Origin of the sequence: Staphylococcus shinii (assembly GCF_017583065.1) — a bacterium.
Lineage (GTDB): Bacteria > Bacillota > Bacilli > Staphylococcales > Staphylococcaceae > Staphylococcus > Staphylococcus shinii.
Genome location: NZ_JAGEVL010000007.1, coordinates 56161 through 77214, shown reverse-complemented (window position 1 = coordinate 77214; position 21054 = coordinate 56161). Strand labels below are relative to the sequence as shown.

At 31.8% G+C, this 21054-nt stretch carries 23 protein-coding genes; 7 read left to right on the top strand and 16 right to left on the bottom strand.

All coding sequences use genetic code 11. The features are described from left to right. Positions 1-35: 35 nt before the first annotated feature. Positions 36-527, bottom strand: coding sequence for a tRNA adenosine(34) deaminase TadA (gene tadA / locus J5E45_RS09990; RefSeq protein WP_039068923.1), 492 nt, complete (start codon positions 525-527; stop codon positions 36-38). Positions 528-591: 64 nt separating this feature from the next. Here tadA and J5E45_RS09985 point away from each other — a divergent pair, with 64 nt between their 5' ends. Further along, positions 592-1209: a deoxynucleoside kinase gene (locus tag J5E45_RS09985; protein ID WP_039068924.1), complete on the top strand. Its 618-nt coding sequence runs from the start codon at positions 592-594 to the stop codon at positions 1207-1209. Further along, positions 1202-1864, top strand: a complete 663-nt coding sequence (locus J5E45_RS09980; RefSeq protein WP_039068926.1) for a deoxynucleoside kinase — start codon at positions 1202-1204, stop codon at positions 1862-1864. The genes J5E45_RS09985 and J5E45_RS09980 overlap by 8 nt, the downstream gene beginning before the upstream one ends. A gap of 72 nt (positions 1865-1936) precedes the next feature. Here J5E45_RS09980 and J5E45_RS09975 read toward each other — a convergent pair whose 3' ends face one another. From J5E45_RS09975 to J5E45_RS09965, 3 genes are all read right to left on the bottom strand, one after another. Next, positions 1937-2326 carry a hypothetical protein gene (locus J5E45_RS09975; RefSeq protein ID WP_069792786.1) on the bottom strand — a complete coding sequence of 130 codons (390 nt, stop codon included), beginning with the start codon at positions 2324-2326 and terminating at the stop codon, positions 1937-1939. Positions 2327-2408: 82 nt separating this feature from the next. Further along, positions 2409-3101, bottom strand: coding sequence for an HAD family hydrolase (locus J5E45_RS09970; protein WP_039068928.1), 693 nt, complete (start codon positions 3099-3101; stop codon positions 2409-2411). Between the two features lie 106 nt (positions 3102-3207). Beyond that, positions 3208-3678 (bottom strand): DUF1648 domain-containing protein, encoded by a 471-nt coding sequence (locus J5E45_RS09965; RefSeq protein ID WP_039068929.1) that lies wholly within the window; start codon positions 3676-3678, stop codon positions 3208-3210. Between the two features lie 169 nt (positions 3679-3847). Between J5E45_RS09965 and J5E45_RS09960 the strand changes: the two genes are divergently transcribed. Beyond that, on the top strand, positions 3848-4066 hold the full coding sequence (locus tag J5E45_RS09960) for a hypothetical protein (RefSeq protein ID WP_208182286.1): 219 nt from the start codon (positions 3848-3850) through the stop codon (positions 4064-4066). Positions 4067-4217: 151 nt separating this feature from the next. On the opposite strand, the gene J5E45_RS09955 is transcribed toward J5E45_RS09960, so the two are convergent. Both J5E45_RS09955 and J5E45_RS09950 read right to left on the bottom strand, forming a co-directional pair. Continuing rightward, positions 4218-5294 carry a branched-chain amino acid aminotransferase gene (locus tag J5E45_RS09955; protein ID WP_039068931.1) on the bottom strand — a complete coding sequence of 359 codons (1077 nt, stop codon included), beginning with the start codon at positions 5292-5294 and terminating at the stop codon, positions 4218-4220. A gap of 498 nt (positions 5295-5792) precedes the next feature. Continuing rightward, the gene (locus tag J5E45_RS09950) at positions 5793-6755 is read right to left on the bottom strand and encodes an NAD-dependent epimerase/dehydratase family protein (protein ID WP_069792789.1); all 963 of its coding nucleotides are present in this window, start codon (positions 6753-6755) and stop codon (positions 5793-5795) included. A gap of 440 nt (positions 6756-7195) precedes the next feature. Here J5E45_RS09950 and J5E45_RS09945 point away from each other — a divergent pair, with 440 nt between their 5' ends. Then, a complete protein-coding gene (locus J5E45_RS09945; RefSeq protein ID WP_208182154.1) occupies positions 7196-7852 on the top strand; it encodes a FusB/FusC family EF-G-binding protein in 657 nt (218 codons plus the stop codon). A 45-nt stretch (positions 7853-7897) separates the two neighbouring features. Here the strand turns inward: J5E45_RS09945 and J5E45_RS09940 are convergent, their stop codons facing one another. After that, entirely contained in the window at positions 7898-8788 is an 891-nt protein-coding gene (locus J5E45_RS09940; RefSeq protein WP_107548816.1) for a LysR family transcriptional regulator, read from the bottom strand. 122 nt (positions 8789-8910) lie between these two features. Here J5E45_RS09940 and J5E45_RS09935 point away from each other — a divergent pair, with 122 nt between their 5' ends. Further along, on the top strand, positions 8911-10086 hold the full coding sequence (locus J5E45_RS09935) for an MFS transporter (protein ID WP_069792792.1): 1176 nt from the start codon (positions 8911-8913) through the stop codon (positions 10084-10086). Between the two features lie 249 nt (positions 10087-10335). On the opposite strand, the gene J5E45_RS09930 is transcribed toward J5E45_RS09935, so the two are convergent. From J5E45_RS09930 to J5E45_RS09900, 7 genes are all read right to left on the bottom strand, one after another. Beyond that, the gene (locus tag J5E45_RS09930; RefSeq protein WP_208182152.1) at positions 10336-11643 is read right to left on the bottom strand and encodes an NtaA/DmoA family FMN-dependent monooxygenase; all 1308 of its coding nucleotides are present in this window, start codon (positions 11641-11643) and stop codon (positions 10336-10338) included. A gap of 282 nt (positions 11644-11925) precedes the next feature. Beyond that, entirely contained in the window at positions 11926-12150 is a 225-nt protein-coding gene (locus J5E45_RS09925) for a hypothetical protein (RefSeq protein ID WP_039068937.1), read from the bottom strand. 5 nt (positions 12151-12155) lie between these two features. After that, positions 12156-13505 (bottom strand): TRAP transporter large permease subunit, encoded by a 1350-nt coding sequence (locus tag J5E45_RS09920; RefSeq protein WP_208182143.1) that lies wholly within the window; start codon positions 13503-13505, stop codon positions 12156-12158. A gap of 15 nt (positions 13506-13520) precedes the next feature. Then, complete coding sequence (locus tag J5E45_RS09915; RefSeq protein WP_107548820.1) at positions 13521-14384, bottom strand: DUF1932 domain-containing protein; 864 nt, start codon at positions 14382-14384, stop codon at positions 13521-13523. An 11-nt stretch (positions 14385-14395) separates the two neighbouring features. Then, a complete protein-coding gene (locus J5E45_RS09910) occupies positions 14396-15052 on the bottom strand; it encodes an RraA family protein (RefSeq protein ID WP_039068942.1) in 657 nt (218 codons plus the stop codon). A gap of 151 nt (positions 15053-15203) precedes the next feature. Beyond that, on the bottom strand, positions 15204-16061 hold the full coding sequence (locus J5E45_RS09905; protein WP_107548822.1) for a MurR/RpiR family transcriptional regulator: 858 nt from the start codon (positions 16059-16061) through the stop codon (positions 15204-15206). 314 nt (positions 16062-16375) lie between these two features. Beyond that, positions 16376-16729 (bottom strand): zinc ribbon domain-containing protein YjdM, encoded by a 354-nt coding sequence (locus J5E45_RS09900; protein WP_039068944.1) that lies wholly within the window; start codon positions 16727-16729, stop codon positions 16376-16378. Between the two features lie 263 nt (positions 16730-16992). Between J5E45_RS09900 and J5E45_RS14460 the strand changes: the two genes are divergently transcribed. Continuing rightward, positions 16993-17124, top strand: a complete 132-nt coding sequence (locus J5E45_RS14460) for a hypothetical protein (RefSeq protein WP_017723505.1) — start codon at positions 16993-16995, stop codon at positions 17122-17124. Positions 17125-17307: 183 nt separating this feature from the next. On the opposite strand, the gene J5E45_RS09895 is transcribed toward J5E45_RS14460, so the two are convergent. Then, on the bottom strand, positions 17308-17784 hold the full coding sequence (locus J5E45_RS09895) for an SRPBCC domain-containing protein (RefSeq protein WP_069792799.1): 477 nt from the start codon (positions 17782-17784) through the stop codon (positions 17308-17310). Positions 17785-18050: 266 nt separating this feature from the next. Continuing rightward, entirely contained in the window at positions 18051-19433 is a 1383-nt protein-coding gene (locus J5E45_RS09890) for an amino acid permease (RefSeq protein WP_208182141.1), read from the bottom strand. 423 nt (positions 19434-19856) lie between these two features. On the opposite strand from J5E45_RS09890, the gene J5E45_RS09885 reads away from it, so the two are divergent. Beyond that, positions 19857-20864: a fatty acid desaturase gene (locus J5E45_RS09885; protein WP_039068947.1), complete on the top strand. Its 1008-nt coding sequence runs from the start codon at positions 19857-19859 to the stop codon at positions 20862-20864. Positions 20865-21054 lie beyond the last annotated feature (190 nt).

Genomic DNA, 21054 nt, shown 5'->3' with positions numbered 1-21054 from the left:
ATAATTTTGTAACATATTCTTATTCTACCAAAAGTTTAGTTATTTGTATTATCGGCTGTTTGTATGATTTTTTTCTTTTTTCTTATGTTCTTAAAAAATTCAGTCAATAGTTGACTACATGCTTCTTCCATTACACCTCTTTCTACTTGTGCCCGGTGGTTAAACCTAGGTTCTTGTAAGAGGTCCATTAGACTACCCGCACATCCGCCTTTGGGATCCTTTGCACCATATATCACCTGTGGAATACGGCTCATTACAATGGCACCAGCGCACATAACACAAGGTTCTAATGTCACATATAGTTGGCATTCTTCCAGTCGCCAACTATTTAAGAGCTTTGATGCTTTTTGAATAGCAAGATATTCTGCATGTGCGGTTGGGTCTTTTTTTGATTCTCTTAAATTGTGTGCTCTTGCAATAATTTCATCATTTTTAACAATCACAGCACCAATAGGTACTTCACCTATATCGCCAGCTTTTTTAGCTTCTTCAATCGCCATTTTCATATAAAATTGGTGATTTGTCATGTGTCTCACACACCTCACATATGGTACAATATTTAATGTCTATTTTAACATTGGAGCGGAAAATATGAAAAAACATTTTATCGCAATTGAAGGTCCGATTGGAGTCGGAAAATCTTCTTTAGCACATAAACTCAGTCAAACTTATAAATATTATGAAGAAAAAGAAATTATTACAGAAAATCCTTTTTTATCAGATTTCTATGATGACATTTCAAAATGGAGTTTCCAAACAGAAATGTTTTTCTTATGTAATCGATATAAACAATTTCAAGATCTTGCTTTAATTAATAATGGGATTGTTAGCGATTATCACATATATAAAAATAAGATATTTGCGAATAATACCTTAACCACATCAGAATATAATAAATTCTCAAGAATATACGATATTTTAACCGAAGATTTAGAAATGCCGAATGTTATCATCTTTTTAGATGCTGATTTAGCAATGCTAAAAACACGTATTGCACATCGTAATCGTAGCTTTGAACATCAAATTGCAGATGATTATTTATTAAATCTAAAGCGTGACTATAATGCTTATTACGAGTCTCTTAAATCAGAAGGCGCTCGCGTTATACGAATCGATACTACTCAACTTGACTTTGTTAAGTATGATGAAGATTATAATTATATTTTAGAATTAGTGAAACCACTTATTGGAGGACATGAGCATGAATAAATATGGTATTCCACAAGATGCTGTAATTACTATCGCTGGTACAGTAGGCGTTGGCAAATCAACATTAACAAAAGCTTTAGCAGAACGCTTTAACTTTAAAACGTCATTTGAAAATGTCGATAATAATCCCTACCTCGATAAATTTTATAATGATTTTGAACGTTGGAGCTTCCATTTACAAATTTATTTCTTAGCAGAACGCTTTAAAGAACAAAAACGAATGTTTGAATACGGTGGCGGTTTTATTCAAGACCGTTCTATTTATGAAGATGTTGATATTTTTGCCAAAATGCATGAAGAACAAGGAACAATGAGTTCTGAAGACTTTCAAACTTATTCTGAACTCTTCAACGCTATGGTAATGACACCTTACTTCCCTAAACCAGACGTCTTAATTTATTTAGAATGTGATTATGACGATGTAATTCAACGAATTAAGCAACGTGGTCGTCAAATGGAAATTGAAACAGATGTAGCATATTGGCAAAAATTATTCCAACGCTATGAAGATTGGATTTCCGAATTTAATGCGTGCCCTGTTGTTCGAGTAAACATTAATGAATATGACTTACACGAGGATCCCGAATCATTAAACCCAGTTATCGATAAAATACGTCATGTCATTGACACATACCGTAAAGTTGATCAACGTTAGCCTCTAACTTTACATAAAAAGTCACTCCACTAAACTTTTAGTCGGAGTGACTTTTTATTCAGGTATCGTAATTTATTCAATATGACTTCGATATATAATTTTTTCAATTTCATCTTCAGTCACGTATTTACTATAGTAATATTCATCTGTTTGTACTAAACCAAAGGTGCTAGCCTTATCTTCATCTTCGGTACCAATATATAATTGCCCCTCAGTATCTTGATAGAGATCAAAAACAGCACCACCGTATCTCGCTTCTTGATACAGTGCATACAGTTCATCTATATCATCTCGTGCAACGTGTTTAAAATACAACGCGTGTGCAGTGTGGTTTGTCGTATTTGCTTTAAAACCATGCGCTAAAGCTCGCTCGTCTTCAGTGACCAATACAACTTCATTACTAATAATTTCCACTACTTTATAAGTTTCACCTTGATAATCGGCATATTTACCATCAATCATCTAATCACCTCGACACTTATATTAAATATAAAAAAATCATAATATACGTTACGTATATTATGACATAATTTAGTGGTTAAGCCTATTGATTTATTATTTCCACAATATCATTTGCAGTTTCTACTATGTAATCCGCATTTGTAAATTCTTGTTCCAAACCCACGCCCGTTAAAACAGCAATTTTCAAGCCTAATTCCGCATTAACACCTGTTTGCATATCATTTGCAGTGTCACCTACCATAACTACATCTTGAGGCGCTACATCATAATAATCAAATAACGGATTAAGTACTTCTGGATTTGGTTTTTCAACTGCGTTTGCTTCTGTTGAAATAACCACATCAAAGAAATGATCGAATTTCGTAATTTCTAGAAACTGCTCCACACCTTTTTTAGAATCACTTGTTACAATACCCATCTTATAACCTTGGCGTTTTAAGGTTTCAAGTGTCTCTTCAATACCTTCTACCAAGACATTTTCTGGAACACGGTTATCTACAAGTATTTGACTTCTACTTTGTGCCCATTTAGTAACATCTTGGCCTGCAATATCACAGAACGCTTTAACCATTTCATCTAAGGCACCTGAAGCCATGATTGTGCCTGGTTGAATTTCTCCATCGACAACACCTAAATGCGCGTAAGCCGCTTCTTTATCTCCAATTTCATCTTGGTAAACTTCCATAAAATCATCTACAAGTTGTAAACCAATCTTCATCCAACTACGATCAAAATATATAATCGTGCCATCTTTATCAAATAAAATCCATTTCATCGCTAGAACAGCTCCTATAGTTTTACACTATCTTTGTTTTTAAAACCTATTTTATTTTAATATAAAACTAACTTTGTATACAAATAATGAAACTGCCGTCGTTATATTATTTCCTTTTGTTCTTATAGTCGCTCACTACTAACCATATTAAGGTTACTCCAATAACTATAGCGAAAGCGATAAACTGAAAGATGCCTAAATGTATCGATCCATCTTTGATATTATAGATATCCATTACTCCCATTAAAAAAATAAACAAAGTAATTTCAAAGTTCAAAATAACAACAAAAGTTATATGCGTTTTAATCGCCTTCTTTGTCGGTTGTTCGCCTCTTAAGTTAATATCTAGTTTTATAAGTTTTGGATAATATTTATACAATGAATACATTAAAAACCATATCATCAAACCTACCAAAGGAATGGCAAACAATGAATTTCTATCACCCCATCCATCTGGATGATTGTATAAATCATAGTGAATTGGCACCGTTTTAGGCAAAGCATTATAATTTATCAATATATATAGTAGTAACAAGATAAGCATAATAAAACTGGTAATGTTCAATATTTTATTCACGTCGATGTTCCTTTCAAAAACAAGTTTCACTTTAATAATGATTGCATTAAACACTATTTTTTAAATATTTAATGTTTTAAAAAGTTGTGTTACTATTTTGATATGAAGGTATTTTCTTAAAAATTTAGTTTTGTTTATTTTCAAACATTTCAAAAAGGAGGTTTGTTTTATGGGTTACGCAATTACTTTTATTATTGTTGCCGTATTAATCGGGTTATATTTTGCTAAAAGAGAAAAACAAATGTCTCCATCTAGTTGGTTTAAAGGTATTGGTGTCATTGTAGTTTCTATGATTGTCGTTAGTGGATTTTATCATATAGATGATATAAAAAAAGGTGCTAAAGATGGTATAAAAGAGGAAAATCAATCTCAGTCATCTTCAAAATAATAATTCTATTGGAATACATTTTATCAAATCATACATAAAGCGAGGCTGGGACATACATTGGTATGTCTCAGCCTCAAATATTATATTAGTTATTACAATTTACTCTCATAATTTAGATTATTGTTCAATAATCATTATATTTTTGTGTGGTTTAGTATCTTGGTACAACGACTCTCCAACCTTGTGGATCTTCAAGTTTACCACTTTGGATACCAGTATAATTATCATATAAATTTTGAGTAACTTCACCAGTTTCATTATTATTAATAACAATTTCAGTTTCACCATATTTTAATTGACCTACTGGTGAGATAACTGCTGCAGTACCCGTACCAAATACTTCTGTCAATTCACCTTTATTATGCGCTTCAATAAGTTCATCGATAGATACTCGACGTTCCTCCACTTCATAGCCTAAATTTTGCGCTAATTCAATTACAGTTTTACGTGTAATACCTGGTAAAATACTACCATTTAATTCTGGTGTTACAAGTTTACCATTTTCTACGAAGAAGATATTCATACTACCGACTTCTTCTACATATTTTTGTTCAACGCCATCTAACCACAATACTTGGTCATAGCCTTGTGCTGATGCATTCGTTTGTGCTAATAAACTAGCAGCGTAGTTTCCAGCAACTTTTGCATGGCCTACACCGCCACGAACAGCACGCACATATTCATCTTCTACATAAATTTTAGTTGGACTTAACGACTCCCCACCATAATATGAACCTGATGGTGACAAAATAATTAATAATTTATATGAATAAGAAGGGCGTACGCCTAAAATACCTTCTGTGGCAAAAACATATGGACGTATGTATAACGATTGACCTTCACCTTCTGGCACCCAATCACGTTCTATATCTACTAATTGCTTCAACCCTTCTAACACTGCCTCTTCATCAACTTTCGGCATATCTAATCGTGATAATGAATTATTAATACGTTTAAAGTTCTCAGAGGGACGGAATAAATCTACCTCACCGTCATGCTTGTAAGCTTTCAAACCTTCAAATACTGCTTGGCCGTAATGTAAGGCTTGTGCTGCCGGAGAAAGTTCAATTGGTCCATAAGGCACAATCTTTAAATCATGCCATCCTTGATCAATATCGTAGTCGAAACTTAACATATAATCTGTAAAATATTTCCCGAAACCTAAATCACTTGGATCCGGTTTTTCTTTAAGTGTTTCTCGTTGTACAAATTCAATTTTTTCTGACATGATTTTTCCTCCTAATGGTATTTCTTTGAGTATTACATTAAATTATATCAATCCAACGAGTGCTGTTCAATAATTTTCAAAAAATTTAAAATAAAGAAATAATAAGGGAGAGGAACAGAAAACAATTTTAATACACTGTTTTCGTTGTACTCACCTCCCCCTTAATATGACGATTGAAAGTTTGAAAAGATTTATATAATAGGTGCACCTAAGCTAAAGTTTCTGCATAAGTGCCTAATTTTCATAACTGGTAAAATGCTGTTTTATAACTGTTTCATTTTCATTGATCTTAATATTTTTATTAATAATAATAGCGTAGACATGTTATCAAATTCAAAATTTTGGCAACATATCCACGCCGTATTAGACTTTCTATACGCTTAACAGACGAAAATAAATAGTATTTAGTTATAATTTATAACAGCAAACGCTCCATTTTTAATTATCATCATAGCTGCTTGAATTTTTAAATTCTATTGAATAACAGCTGGTATTGTTTTATCTTACTTCAGCTGTTTCTTTACCTTCGATAGCATCTAACATCACTTTAGTCATTTTGTTTAAATCGTATTGTGGATCAAAGCCCCATTCTGCTCTTGCACAACTTACATCAATACTATCTGGCCAACTATTAGCAATTGATTGTCTCACTGGATCTACATTATAGTCTAATTTAAAGTCTGGGTAATATTCTTGAATTGCTGTTTTAACCATTTCTGGTTCAATACTCATCGCACTTAAATTATATGCATTACGGTTAATTAATTTAACACCGTCTGCTTCCATAAGTTGGATAATGGCATCGATTGCATCTTCCATATACATCATATCCATGAATGTGCCTTTTTCAATAAAGCTTGAATAACGTCCTTCTCTTACAGCTTTAAAATAAATATCAACCGCATAGTCTGTTGTGCCGCCACCTGGCTCTTTAATATGTGAAATTAAGCCTGGAAATCTTACACTGCGTGTATCAACACCGAACTTTTCAAAGTAATACTGACATAACAATTCACCTGCAACTTTATTCACGCCATACATTGAAGTTGGACGCTGAATCGTTACTTGTGGTGTATTTACCTTAGGTGTTGATGGACCGAACGCACCTATAGAACTTGGTGTAAAGAATAATAAATCATGCTCACGTGCAATCTCTAAAGCATTCATTAATCCCCCCATATTCAAATCCCATGCAAATAACGGGTTTTTTTCAGCAGTAGCGGATAATAAAGCAGCCATGTGCATAATCGTGTCCGGCTTAAACGATTCAACAAGTGCATTCATACGTGATTTATCAGTCACATCCAATATTTCAAATGGACCATTTGCAATTGCAGCATCAGCTTCTGGCTCTTTAATATCAGTAGCTAAAACATTGTCATTGCCATATAATGTTCTACACTTCACAACTAATTCAGTTCCTATTTGTCCTAATGCACCAGTAATAATAATTTTTTTCATATTTATATCTCCCTTGTATATTACAGAAATTGTAATGTATTTTCCCAGTGGACAATACCCCTATTTTCAACAATATTATACTATAAAAACGCTTTTTTGTATACTTTGAGTGAACATTCGCTTTGAATTTTAGCAGTGTAAATCGCTAATGTCTACTATTTAGCCATTACATTCTTCACTATTTCTAGTTGCTATATCTCTATTTAATATAAAATTTATCTAGTAAATTGTGATAAAATTCAACGTTTGACACAGGTATTATATGTTGGTATAAGTTATTTAATAAGTATTTATGGAGATGATAATATGTTGCATACAAATGCCACATTGTTAATACAAAGTTTTCGAGTAAAATAGTCGATGCTTTGTAAAACTTTTTCTTTTCACAGAGCATCTATCTTATGCATACAGTTATTAAAATGTGAGAGGAATATCAAATTATGAAAAAACAACTATACCCTTATCAGTTTAATTATATAAAAGAACATGTCGCGCATTTAATCAATGTGTACAATTCAGTCAATGACCTTAATACTATCACTTCTATCCAAGAGGCTACACGTGAACAAATTCTCAATACGTTTCAAAAAGTAGATTCACATATTCAATTAGAAGTTGAAAAATTAATGAATTACCAATTATCAAAAATGCAAGCTGAAAAAATCTTAAGTACACTTCAAGGTTATGTTTTGCCTTTCGAACACCCTTCTAAAAAACAAGTAGATAAGGTTTTTAGAAAAGTAAAGAAATTGAAAACACCACTTATCAGTAATGAAGTGCTATTAGAAAGTACATTTATTGGTTGGAACGATGTGGCTTCCAATAGAAAATATATAATCTATTATAATGATTTTGGAAAATTAGATGGGTTTTATGGGGATATTTCAAACCAAACAGTTAAAGGCTTTTGTTCAATTTGTAATAAGGAGTCTCGTGTTACCTTATTCATGAGGAAAACACGCACCACTAGTGATGGACAATTCACTAAAAAAGGTGATTATATATGCTTCGATAGTACAGTTTGTAATCAACAAATCTCTGATTTATCCTACTTTTATCATTTTCTCAATAAAATAATTAAAAAGCAGAACCTATAAGGACTTCAATGTCACCCTATAGGTTCTGCTTTATTTTGCGATTATTCATTTTCTTAAATATTCTATAAATCTCTTTATTGTTTGTTCATTAGTTCTATCTGATTGTGTAAGTGCCGTAAAATAAATATAATAATCAAACGGTGAGCCAATAGGCAACATTTCTATCAAGCCATTCAATATAAACGGATCATCTTCCAACATCAAACTTGATACAATACTTATCCCTAAACCCTCTGACACAGTTTTAATTAACACACTTGGATTATTAGTACGGAACACAATTTTCAAGGGGCCATTGTCATCTTCAAATTGCTTGAAATTGTGATGGTAGAAATTGCGATCGTACAAAACAAAAGGATATTCACTAATCGCTTTCATATCTACCGTGTTTTGCAATGATAATTTTGATTTTTTAGGCACAATCAACCTAAAATCTGTAGCAATATTCAATGAATGCGCTATAATGTGCTGTCCAAACTGTTCATTTTCAGCTTTACCAATCAATCCTATATCAACTACCTGAGCTTCAACCATTTTTAAAATGTCATCTCTATCACTTTCGATTACTTCCACTTCAATATGTGGATAATCTCTCTTAAATGCAGATAATGCTTTAGGAATAATTTTATTGAATAGTGTAGGTATCGTAGCAATTGTTAATGAACCCTCGATATTTGAATGCATCGCGTCTACCTCAGATAATAATTCACTACGTGCTTCAATAATATTAATCATTAACGGAATCAGTTTCTTCCCAACTTCAGTTGGCAAAGTTCCTTTACGTGATCGATTAAATATTTTATATCCTACTTCTGATTCTAGGTTTGCGATTGACTGACTCATCGCAGATTGACTGATATGCATAATATCTGCTGCTTTAACGATTGATTCCGTTTCATATATTTTTTGAATATAAGTTAATTGTTCAAAGTTCATTATCCCACCCCTTTTATATAAGCAATACTTATACAAATATCATAAATTCTAATTTTACATTAGCATATATTAATCATTATAATATATAGTGCATGAAAAATTAATTAAAGGACGGTCTTCGTATGTATGATAAACTCTGGTCAAAAGATTTTATCTCCATTACAATTGTAAATTTTTTAATGTATTTGATTCATTATACATTAATCGTTACAGTCACCATATTTACTATTGATAAATATCACGCTTCAGAAAGTATGGGAGGATTAGCGGCAGGCATATTTATTATCGGCATGCTATTCGGACGTTTGGCTTCTGGACGTGTGATTGACAATTTGAAACCAAAAAAAGTGCTGCTCTTTGGGATTATCTTTTCTATCATAACTGTTGGCTTGTATTTCGCAATTCATAGCCTGTTAATATTAATGATTGTACGACTATTACATGGAATTGCCTTTGGATTATCTTCAACTGCAACCGGTACGATTTCATCAAGAATTATTCCACAAAAGCGCAAAGGCGAAGGTATTGGTTATTACGCACTTAGTGTAACAACTGCATCCGCGATTGGACCTTTTTGTGGCATAATATTAAATCAACAATTTGGTTTCCAATCTATCTTTATAGTTAGTCTTATCGTTATTGTCGTCGCTTTAATTGTGGCATTATTAATCAAAGGGTTACCAAAAGTATCTGTCCAAACTTCTAATACTGAGAAAATTACAGGCGTGGCTGCATATATTCAAAAAGAAGCCCTACCAATTTCATTTGTTATTATTTTCGTAGGTATTGCTTATTCAAGCGTTTTATCATTCTTAACGGTTTACACAGAACAAATCAACCTTGCCACGGCATCAAGTTTCTTTTTTGTTGTTTATGCAGTGAGCACCTTTGTAACTCGCCCATTTACAGGCAAGATTTACGATAATTACGGTGAAAATAAGGTCATGTACCCTGTGTTAATCAGCTTTACCTTCGGTCTAATACTATTAAGTCTAACCCACACAAGTATTTTATTACTCATTGCTGCAATATTTATTGGGATCGGCTATGGCACGATAATACCAACTGCCCAAGCCATCGCTATTCAACAATCACCTACAGATAAAATCGGCTTAGCGACATCTACGTTTTATATGTTTGCAGATTTCGGCGCCGGCATTGGACCATTTGTGCTAGGAGTTGTCATTCCATTGATGGGATACCGAAATCTATACTTAACTATGTCAATTTTAGTAATTGTTTCGATAATACTTTATTACTTTATGCATGGTAAACAACGTGCTCGTCAACCGTATTAATATGTTCTAAATTGTATAAAAAGAAAGGAACAACAATATTGTCTGAATCGCAGTTTTACAAAATGCTGAAATCGACTTAGATCAAACTTTTACAGCTTTTTACAATTTATAACAAAAAAATCAAGAATATAGTAAGTTTTTCTATGAAGAAAATAAACGTCAAATTCTCTTGAGATATAGAATTTGACGTTTTCTTTGTTTTCATGAAATTTTGTAACTCTTTTTGCTACTATATTTTGCATTAACGCGCTATTCCACTACGCATTGTAAATTTTCTCTCAAAGTTGTTCCCGTGTACGCTTTTCTAAATAAGCCACGCTCTTGCAATATAGGAATTACTTTATCAATAAAAGCTTCAAACATATCTGGATAAGTAGGCGGCATAAGCGTAAAACCATCACAACATTCCTCTTCAAACCATTCTTGCATCATATCTGCAACTGTTATTGGGTCTCCAACAATTGTCTTATGTCCCATCCATGTACTTACACGCTGTGCTAGTTCTCTTAATGTAAGCGATTCTGTTTCTATAGTATTTCTTATTGCTTCATAGCGCGCTTTCGACACAACTTTTGTCGGTAATTTATCAAAAGATGGTAAAGGGGGGACTACAGCATCAAAATCCCATCCTTCAACACTTTGCCCTATACTTTGTTCAATCTGCTTAATTTTATCATTCACATCTATGAAACTATCTAGTGCCGCTCTTTTTTCTTCAGCTTCTTCCATCGTATCTGCAACATAAACAGTCAAACCTGGTAAAATCAATGGTCTACCCTCAGACTTATTAAGCTGTTCTGTTCGTTTCTCAATATCTTTCAAAAATCTCTTAGCGTCTGCCTTGTTCCAAGCTACTGAAAAGATCATATCTACTGCTTTCGAAGCAAAATCACGACCTGGAATCGAAGTACCAGCTTGACACAAAACCGGATATATTTGAGGGCTAGATGGTAAATTTATAGGGCCTTTTATCTTAAAATAGTCTCCTTCATGATTAATTTCATTTACTATAGACCACTCTATGCCTCTGCCAGACTTTCTATCATTAATTAATGCATGACTATCAAACGATTGCCACAATTGTTTCAATACATGTACAAATTCTTCTGCTTTTTTATATCTTTCATTTAAAGGAGGAAGTTGAGTCATTGAATGATTACGTGCTTCATTGTCAAATTGTGAGGTAACAATATTAATACCGGCCCTCCCATGACTAATATGATCTAAACTACCTATTAAGCGTGCTGCATTGTAGGGATCATAAAATGTAGAAGATAACGTAGCTATTAATCCAATATGCTTAGTGATTTGTGAAATAGCCGTCAATGTAGTGATAGGTTCTAAAAAATAAGATAAATGTCCTGTATTTTCTTGGGAAATATATTGTCCATCCGCTAAAAATATAGCATCTAAACAACCACGTTCTGCAATTTTAGCAATTTCTTGTTGGTATGTAATTTGGCCTATTTCATCAATCTTAGAATGCTCTAGTCTCCATGAAGCAGGATGTAAACCTGTACTATAAATAAGTGAAACAATATGCATCTGATTCTTCATAATATTGTCTTCTAATCCCCTTATTATTATGAAATTTTTATCACTATAATCTTACAAAGTAAGATATTACGAAAAAATTCACAAAGTTTTAATTACACATAGTATATAAAAACAATTACTTTTATGCACTTAATTCAAATAATTTTTACACATAAAGATTAAAATGTTCAAATAAATAAAACATTAAAATAGCTACTAAATTCTTTAAAGAAATTGAAGTTAGTAGCTTAGAATTATTATTTTATTCATTTCACTTCAGACATAAAATATATTTTTAATACTTTAATTTTTATCTTTATATTTTGGGAAGTAACCTAATATAAATGCTACTCCTGAAAATATTGCGGCTAAAATAATAGCAGGTGTTAACAACGTATCATTTACTTTTATAATAAATTCTCCGTTAAGCATAATTAATCCAAGTAGTTGTGCACTTACCATAATAAGTGCCGTTACAATTGAAAGTAATAAGAAAATTGCGAAAATTTTTTCTAGTAATTTTTCCATAAATTTTATCCTCCCCATATTGGCAATATACCCATACCTATAAGCCAACCTATAATAATTACAGGCAGTGCATAAAGTACAATCAACATGCCAAATGTTTTTTCAGGTTTAGCATCAACAATCCCTGAAGCAATATAAATAGATCCTGAGGCAGGTGGCATTTGTGCCGATGTAGAAGCAAACGTCATCACTACTACTGCAGAAATTAATGGCGAGAATCCGCTTGAAATTAAAATTTGATAGGAAACCAGCCCTACTGCCGTAAGCGTCCCAGTAGATGTTAAAGGTCCAGCAATAATTGTAATACCTACACCTATGAGTAATAGCGTTAACCAAGCTGGTGCATTCGCCGTTTCTATAAGAAAGGCAATATTATTTGATAAACCTAATTTAGTTAAAACTTCACTCGCTGCAACAGCAAAGAATATTAAAGCACCAATTGTAGTAAATCTCGGTATTGAAGCTTGAATAAACTTCATAAACTCCGGTACTGTTTTTGGTAAATTTTTTCTTCCTAATATAAAGGCGATAGTAATCATTAAAGTTGGTATCCATACAACGATATCTATACTATCTAATGATTTTTCTCCTATTGATGGTATACTTACTAGTTTTTCCCCTAATGGTCCAATTGTTATAGCTAAAGGAATAATGGCGCCAATATATAATAATATCGAAGTCCATCCTCTTTTAAATGAACTACTTAATGGCTCTAATTCTTCAATAGAGAATGCTTTTATATTCTGCTTCTTTACAAAGAACCAAATCATTAATAATCTGTGGACAAGTTGATATGATGATGCAATAAACAATGCAATATAAAACTCACCAACGCCTACCGCCGCAGCAACTGGAGCGAAGCCAAGTATGATAAACATTGAAGTAGTTGGTGGAAATACGGATGCTATACCACCATTCCCAACCATAACTGCTGCGGCAATCTCTTTCTTCCATTTATTTTTCAACATCCAAGGTCCTGTAATTGAACCAGTGGCAGCCGTATTACCGGAATCACCACCTGACAGCGTGCCTAATGCAACTGACCCTACTGCGTCCATATACGCTGGCGCTCCTGGAATCTTTCCTACCATAGAATTTAAAATCGCTAATAGCTTTTCAACAATCCCTAATTTATCAATGATATATGCCATAAATACAAATGCTAGTGCAGCATAAAGCACTGAAAATGTTGCCGCAAATGAAAAACCATTTGCAAGTAATCCTAAAGCTTCTTTGCCACCTAAAAGACTTGACGCGATAAACCCAATTAATGACGCTTCTCCTAAATTCCTTTTTAAGAAAACGCTCCATATAATTAAAATAGATACAAAAATTAATAAAGCCAATATCCCCATATACATGCCTCCTATTTATTTTTGATTGTAAGCCTTTATCACGTTACACCAATCATCAACTTCATCTCGTAATTTATTTTCTAAATTTGATTGAGTTATATTTTTCAATTTTTGAATCGTAGCTTTAGTCATTACAGGTTTGATGTGATGGTGTTCTAAAAATTCACTTACATTTTTCATTTCTTTCTCACGGCGCTGTGAATGTTTTACGTTACTTTTTATATATCTACTTATAATTTCTCCAAAGTTATCTTTATCCATCGTACTGGTGATAGATTCATATATTTCTTCTGTAATATCAAGTTGTTCTGCAGATGCCATAACTTCAAATAATAATGCAGACAATCCTTTTGTAAATATACTCCTCACAAATTTAAAATTAGTAGCATCGCCGACTTTTTCATTTAATTTAGTAATATTCATCCCAATTTGATAACCTAACTCTATAAACTTATTTGTTTGTGTTCCAGATGCTAATATAGGCACTTCATTTTGATATACTTTTAATGCACCAAGTATTGCAGCATCTATGATTGTCATGCCTTTGTTGTACATCATTTCATTCACCTTATTTTTCTCTTCAGAACTAGCAGTTGTTAGATCCACTAGTACTGTTTCATTAGCAACAACATCACTTATTTCTGACCAAGCTTCTACAGTTTTTGTCGCAGGAACAGCAACAAATAATATAGATAACGTTTGTTTTGCTACAATTTCTGCCTTTTCAACGTAGTTAATCTCGGTTCTTTCAGATAACTTTTTAGAATCTGAGCCTATCAGTAATGGATCATAAGCATATATACGATTTACTTCATATTTACTAAATCCTTTAGACAATTCTTTTCCAACTTCTCCAAACCCTATAAATCCTATATCCATTTTATCCACCCCTATTGATTTTCAATATTTTCTCTTAACCAGGACGGCTCTATTGTGCTTTTGTCATACCCCTGATCCAAGCTAAATGACATTATAGTATTTAATCTTTTTTCTTCATATATTAATTTTTCTTCTGCTTTTACTATAAATTCTTCTGCTTTTTTATAAGGGATGATTGCAATACCATCCTCATCTGCAACTACAAAATCATATGGATTTACTAAAACTCCTCCACATTGAATTGGTATATCAAATGCACCTGGTCCATTTTTTCTCGGTCCTTTAGGTATAAATCCATTTGCGTAGATTTGTATATTCATACTTTCTAATTCTTTTTTATCTCTAATTAAACCATCAATAATTATTCCCTTTATACCAAGTTTTTCTGCTGCTGCTGCCATCAAGTTCCCCATATAAGCTGAAGTTGTAGAATCTTTTCCTTCAACAATCAATATTTCTCCTGGTTTTGCCTCATATATTCCAAGGTGCAAGTAGAGATTATCTCCTGGATAAAGTGATACCGTTCTTGCTTGCCCGACAAGAGGTTCCTGAAAATTAACTGGCTTTAATCTATGATTCATAATATTTTCAAATTTCATGCTATCTGCAATTAACGTTGAACTTAGCTTCTCTAAACGCTTTAAAATCTCATCATTATTACCATTCATTGAGCCACCATCCATTCGTAAAATTTATTACATATAACTTTTTATTTGTAATATTATTTACAAAGTTACCACTTGCCTAAACAAATGTAAACCCTTACATAAAAAATTACATAAAAAAACAAACCATTATATTTTTAAAATGGTTTGTTTTTTAGTTATTCGTGTGATATTTTATTTGTTTTAATATTTCATTTATATCATCTAAGCGACTTGAATTCTTCTTAGTTTCTTTAACTGCCAAAGCATTAATCAAGTAATCAATTACTACAAGTGACAATATCGGTGAATTGTGAAAAGCTAAACTATTAGAATCACAAGGTAGAATTACATCTGCGTAATCAACCAATGGAGACGAAAATGTATCTGTTATTACAATAATCTTCACACCTTTATTTTTGGCGATTTTCACGAAATCATTAATACGCTTAGCATATCTAGGATAACTAATCGCCACTAACACATCTTGAGCATTCATTGACACAACTTCATCTACCCAATCTGAAGTATCCGCTACTATAAGGTTACAGTTGCCTTTTATTCTATTTATATTTTGTGAAAAATAATGACCTGCAGGCAAGCCACTTCTCACACATGTACAACAAATAAGATTAGCATTTTCAATTAAATTTATAGCTTTATCCAAAGTTTGCTCATCAAGTTGGTTTGAAAATTGTTGTAATTGTGTAGCATGAAAATTAACCGTTTCTGTCCACAAATTATCTTTCTCTATATTTTGTAAATTAGAAGTTAATCTAGACTGAGGTGCTTTTCCATCTTTTATAAAATTTTGAATGTCTCGTTGCAACTCTGTATAACCAGAGTAACCTAATTTACTTGCGAGACGCATAATTGTTGTAGTACTGGTACCAACTTTCTCAGATAATTCGTTTATAGTATCAAACATAATATCTGTTGGTTCTTTAGTTATAAAATTGGCTGCCTTTCTTTCTGATTGAGATAAGTTTTTTATATTTTCTTTAATTTTTATAAAAATGTTATCTTTTGACATATACTCAATCTCCTCGTAATAAGTAATTAAATTCGTATTTGTTATCTGAGAAAATTATAGATAAATTTCATACCTAACATAATTAACGAATGTAAAATAGTTAGATTTATAATAACATATAGAGATATACACAACATGTAATTTTTCGATGTAACGTCATATTCATTTATAGTAAATACACTTATTCAATTACTATAAATAATCTTTCAGCTACTTAACTTCACTAAATATAAATAACAAAAAGGATGAGATTCCTTATTTAAATCAGGTTTTACCCCATCCCTCAATGTTGTTATTTTATGCTAAATTTTGCTCTAACCTTTTAATTTCTTTACAAGTGAAGATTTTAATCCCACTAGTCCAATTTTATCAACTTTCGCGTCGATGTCATGGCCATCGTCAGGTTCAACTATTTTTATACTTTTTACTTTCGTACCTTGTTTGATTACAAATGATGTACCTTTTACTTTTAAATCTTTAATAACTGTAACAGCATCCCCGTCAACTAATTCCTGCCCATTCACATCTCTTGTAATTTGAGCTTCTTTGTTTTCATCATTTTCAGCTTCAGACCATTCGTGACCACACATAGGACAAACGAATAAATTTCCATCTTCGTATGTATAACTTGAATCACACTCTGGACAATTAGGTAAAGTATATTCCATGCTTAAACCTCCATTAAATTATTAACTTGCTTTTAATCTACCATATTATAAAATATATCCTCTATTTTCTCTACTTTTTTATTAAAATCGTCACTTATTTTTCTCATCTAACTAAACTGTTAAAAAGTCGATATACTATATTTTTTTAATAATACTAACGTCATTGTCTTCTTATCTTTTTCAATCAATATAAAGAAATATGTTTATTTACATTAATAAGTGGAAAAATACTTGTGTCACAAATCTTAAAGGAGGTTTTTATAATGAGTAAATTTGACGAATTTAAAGACAAAGCAAAAGATAAGGTTGACGAAGTAAAAAACGATAAAGATAAGCAAAAAGAAGTGAAAGATCAAGCTTCAGATAAAGCAAAAGACTTAAAAGATAAATTCTAATTTTATAGACTAAAAAATAAAGCTGGGACATTAAATTTTATGTCCCAGCTTTATTTTGGTTTTAAGCGATAATTATCACAATAAAAAATCAAACTGCTAAAATCATTACTTAGTTTATTGAATTAGTTGCACTTATACAATCGTATAGTCTTTATTTTTTGAAGTTCTACTAAATTTAAATTTTTAACCTAAATCAAGTTGTGTTTCTACTTCATCTTTTATACTGTCCAAATCACATTCACTTTGGTCTAAGGTTTTTCCTGTTTCTGCAACGTTTTTTATACTTTGCATTTGGAACTGCCAACCCGAAAAGTCTAAAATGATATGCGGAAAATCAAACGGTAAAAACTCATCTAATATAAGCACTGTTTCACGTCCACTATCATACAAATCAAATCTTACTGCACCAGTGTCCCATGTGTAACCAATAGCTACATTATCTTCGAAAGCAGTAATTTCCATCTCCATATCGTCTTGTTCATCCATATGAAATGTCATCTTGCCACCAACTTTTCGTTCCTTAAATGATAATTGAGGAAACCATTTCTGAACACCCTCAGTCGTGCTTAATAAATTAAAAACAGTTTCACTATCTTTTTCAATAGTTAGTTTCAGTGTTTGATAAGCACCTTGATCGTCCTTAGCATATACAGCCTCCATCTCAAACTTACCTCCTCTCGTACATCAAAAAATTTAATGAATATCATTAAATTTCATCATAATGCCTACAATGAGTTATTTAAACTTTGAATAGTACAGAAAACATTTTTGTTAAAATAGTGTCATTGTAATAATTCATCCTTAGCAAAAATGCCCCAGAGTATAATGTTTTTGACCAATGGTCACCATTGCTAAACCCTTGCATAAAACTAGGGATTTTTCACTTTAGTCATCAACTGCTTAAATAACTACACAATCTTAGACATCTATTTATGACCAAGACCGCCCATCTCTAATTTACGCGCTTTTCTTGTATACCTCAAATAAATTAATGCAAGTAGAATAAACCATATTGGCGATAACACAATACCCATTCTCGTATCAGGAACAAAGAATAAAATAATTAATACGAAAACAAAGAATAATTGAACCGTTCTTGCCATGTTTATGCCACCAGGAAGTTTAAATGCACTCTTTTTATGATTTTCTGGATGTGATTTAACGTATTTCGCATAAGAATGCATGATAAACATCCACACAATAACTAACAATATAGTTGATATTGCTGTTACATAAAAGAATACTTGAGTTGCATTAGGTATTAAGTAATTGAGCAACACTGTTATAGATAATAACGCACAAGTCACTAAAATTGCGATATACGGTACGCCTTTTTTATTAGTTTTCATCAATAAATGATGTGTTTGCTTTTTCTCTGATAATCCAAATAGGATTCTGCTATTAGCAAAAATACCACTATTACACGCTGACGACGCAGCTGTTAATACTACAAAATTGATAAGTCCTGCTGCAAATGGCACACCAATTAATGCAAATAAACTAACAAATGGACTGTTATTCGGATCAATATCTTGCCATGGAATAATAGACATCATAACCGCCAATGCTCCTACATAAAATAATAAAATTCTTATAGGCACACTATTAATTGCTTTCGGTATCGTTCTTTCTGGGTTCTTCGTTTCACCTGCTGTAATACCTAAAATTTCAATACCTGTAAATGAAAATACTACCATTTGGAATGACATGAAAAAGCCAGATGCACCATGTGGAAAAAATGAACCATTATTAAAAACATTAGATACACTCGTTTTTCCAAAGGGTGTCTGTATCGCAAATACTATCATTACAATACCTACAACAATCAATGCGATAATTGTAATTACTTTTATAATTGCGAACCAAAATTCTAATTCTCCAAACATTTTTGTACTTGTTAAATTAAATGCCATTAATATCAAAATACATGATAATGATGTTATCCAGTTTGGTAAATCTGGCACCCAAAATTCTACATATTTTGCAACTGCTGTAATTTCAGCCATACCAGATGTAATCCAAGTTAACCAATATGTCCAACCAGTTACAAACCCCGCAAACGGACCTATTTGATCATGTGCGATGTCTGCAAATGTTTTGTACTCTGTGTTATGTAATAACATTTCTCCCATTGCACGCATAAACATAAACAATACGAAACCGACAATAATATAAGTTAGTAAAATGGATGGCCCCGTTAAACTTATGGATTGTCCTGCCCCTAAGAATAATCCTGTTCCAATAGCGCCACCAATCGCAATAAGTTGAATATGTCTATTGCTTAACTCTCTGTTTAAAGTATTCGTCATAAAACTAGCCCCACCTCAGTTGTTTTTAAGCATAATTAATATATGTTCAGTTTATTTGCCCCTTTGTTTTACTATAAATAAACTAATTTAAATATTGCATGCATATATCTCACAATGCTTGGTTGTATAATATTCTTTTTTTCTGAAAATTACAACTATTGATATAAAATTATTTAAATATCATTGAGGTTTTACAATTTTAAATTTTTCAACGCATTAATTGATTAAAATATAAACATTTAAATTAACTGAGAATTAAATTTTATTTTTAGATAAAGCTTTCTACTAGCCATTATTTCACTTTTTATTAAAAAGTATTCAAATAATTCAAATAAATGTTTGTAATAGGTGTCCCACTTCTATACACTGAATTAAACACTTCAGTAAAAATTGATTTCTGAGTGGATAGAAAGTTTGGTGTAAATGGAAAAAGATAAAAAGAAATTGTTACGTAAGATGGTCAAACCGTTTGAAAAAACGAGCTATACAAAGAGTACAATCCAAATAATCAATACAATAATCCCCCTCCTTGCGTTGTTAGTAGCAAGTGGGTTTTTATATCAAGTACATTGGTCATTAGCAATTATTATTAGTATATGTGCTTCAATCTTTTTAATTAGAACGTTCATTATTTTTCATGATGCATGTCATGGTTCATATTTAAAAAAACAGAAGCATAATGATTTATTAGGTAATGTGACAGGTTTTTTAACCTTCTTTCCCTATCGAAAATGGCGTAGAGAACATTTAATGCACCATGCAGGTAGTGGGAATTTGGAGAAGCGTGGCATTGGAGATATTTGGGTCATGACAGTTGAAGAATATCAAATTTCGTCTCGTTTTAAACGTTTAACTTATAGATGTTATCGCAATCCATTTGTAATGTTTGTTTTAGGACCGTTTTTCTTAGTATTTGTATCTAATCGCTTTAACGCAAAAGGTGCTAAAACAAAAGAACGTACTAATACATGGCTTAATAATATTTTATTATTAGTCATTTATGGGGGGCTTATTTATCTATTAGGGGTTAGTCAATTTTTTGCTATTTTTGCTCCTATGGTCTTTATTTCAGGAATGATCGGTATTTGGCTCTTTTATATCCAACATACTTTTGAAGATTCCTATTTTGAAGAATCATCCGAATGGGATTATGTTAAAGCAGCTATTGATGGCAGTTCTTACTATAAATTACCAAAATTTATTCAATGGATAACTGGTAATATCGGGTATCATCATGTGCATCATTTAAACCCTAGAATTCCAAATTATGCTTTAGAAGCCACGCATGACAATGTTACACCATTACATCATGCAACCTCAATTACGATTAGAGAAAGTTTCGCTTCGTTAAAATTTAAATTATATGATGAAAGCCATAAACGCTTTATCACATTTAAAGAATTTGCATTAAGACAAAAACAGCCTTCGTAAATATAATATTACTTATACACAGTAAAATATAATTACTCTAACACACTACTTGATTCTCAAAGTTCATGAGGATTGAGTAGTTTTTTACGCCCAAAACATTTTGTGCGTCATTTTTTAAAATTCATAAAATAATTAACTTTTAAACGATTATCAAAGCTAATCTTATTTTTATCATTTAATAAATAATTCA

What these genes read in the sequence shown, in the direction of transcription:
- tadA (WP_039068923.1), bottom strand. Translation starts at nt 527, where the DNA reads ATGACAAATCACCAATTTTATATGAAAATGGCGATTGAAGAAGCTAAA.
- J5E45_RS09985 (WP_039068924.1), top strand. Translation starts at nt 592, where the DNA reads ATGAAAAAACATTTTATCGCAATTGAAGGTCCGATTGGAGTCGGAAAA.
- J5E45_RS09980 (WP_039068926.1), top strand. Translation starts at nt 1,202, where the DNA reads ATGAATAAATATGGTATTCCACAAGATGCTGTAATTACTATCGCTGGT.
- J5E45_RS09975 (WP_069792786.1), bottom strand. Translation starts at nt 2,326, where the DNA reads ATGATTGATGGTAAATATGCCGATTATCAAGGTGAAACTTATAAAGTA.
- J5E45_RS09970 (WP_039068928.1), bottom strand. Translation starts at nt 3,101, where the DNA reads ATGAAATGGATTTTATTTGATAAAGATGGCACGATTATATATTTTGAT.
- J5E45_RS09960 (WP_208182286.1), top strand. Translation starts at nt 3,848, where the DNA reads ATGGGTTACGCAATTACTTTTATTATTGTTGCCGTATTAATCGGGTTA.
- J5E45_RS09955 (WP_039068931.1), bottom strand. Translation starts at nt 5,294, where the DNA reads ATGTCAGAAAAAATTGAATTTGTACAACGAGAAACACTTAAAGAAAAA.
- J5E45_RS09950 (WP_069792789.1), bottom strand. Translation starts at nt 6,755, where the DNA reads ATGAAAAAAATTATTATTACTGGTGCATTAGGACAAATAGGAACTGAA.
- J5E45_RS09945 (WP_208182154.1), top strand. Translation starts at nt 7,196, where the DNA reads ATGAAAAAACAACTATACCCTTATCAGTTTAATTATATAAAAGAACAT.
- J5E45_RS09940 (WP_107548816.1), bottom strand. Translation starts at nt 8,788, where the DNA reads ATGAACTTTGAACAATTAACTTATATTCAAAAAATATATGAAACGGAA.
- J5E45_RS09935 (WP_069792792.1), top strand. Translation starts at nt 8,911, where the DNA reads ATGTATGATAAACTCTGGTCAAAAGATTTTATCTCCATTACAATTGTA.
- J5E45_RS09930 (WP_208182152.1), bottom strand. Translation starts at nt 11,643, where the DNA reads ATGAAGAATCAGATGCATATTGTTTCACTTATTTATAGTACAGGTTTA.
- J5E45_RS09925 (WP_039068937.1), bottom strand. Translation starts at nt 12,150, where the DNA reads ATGGAAAAATTACTAGAAAAAATTTTCGCAATTTTCTTATTACTTTCA.
- J5E45_RS09920 (WP_208182143.1), bottom strand. Translation starts at nt 13,505, where the DNA reads ATGGGGATATTGGCTTTATTAATTTTTGTATCTATTTTAATTATATGG.
- J5E45_RS09915 (WP_107548820.1), bottom strand. Translation starts at nt 14,384, where the DNA reads ATGGATATAGGATTTATAGGGTTTGGAGAAGTTGGAAAAGAATTGTCT.
- J5E45_RS09910 (WP_039068942.1), bottom strand. Translation starts at nt 15,052, where the DNA reads ATGAATGGTAATAATGATGAGATTTTAAAGCGTTTAGAGAAGCTAAGT.
- J5E45_RS09905 (WP_107548822.1), bottom strand. Translation starts at nt 16,061, where the DNA reads ATGTCAAAAGATAACATTTTTATAAAAATTAAAGAAAATATAAAAAAC.
- J5E45_RS09900 (WP_039068944.1), bottom strand. Translation starts at nt 16,729, where the DNA reads ATGGAATATACTTTACCTAATTGTCCAGAGTGTGATTCAAGTTATACA.
- J5E45_RS14460 (WP_017723505.1), top strand. Translation starts at nt 16,993, where the DNA reads ATGAGTAAATTTGACGAATTTAAAGACAAAGCAAAAGATAAGGTTGAC.
- J5E45_RS09895 (WP_069792799.1), bottom strand. Translation starts at nt 17,784, where the DNA reads ATGGAGGCTGTATATGCTAAGGACGATCAAGGTGCTTATCAAACACTG.
- J5E45_RS09890 (WP_208182141.1), bottom strand. Translation starts at nt 19,433, where the DNA reads ATGACGAATACTTTAAACAGAGAGTTAAGCAATAGACATATTCAACTT.
- J5E45_RS09885 (WP_039068947.1), top strand. Translation starts at nt 19,857, where the DNA reads ATGGAAAAAGATAAAAAGAAATTGTTACGTAAGATGGTCAAACCGTTT.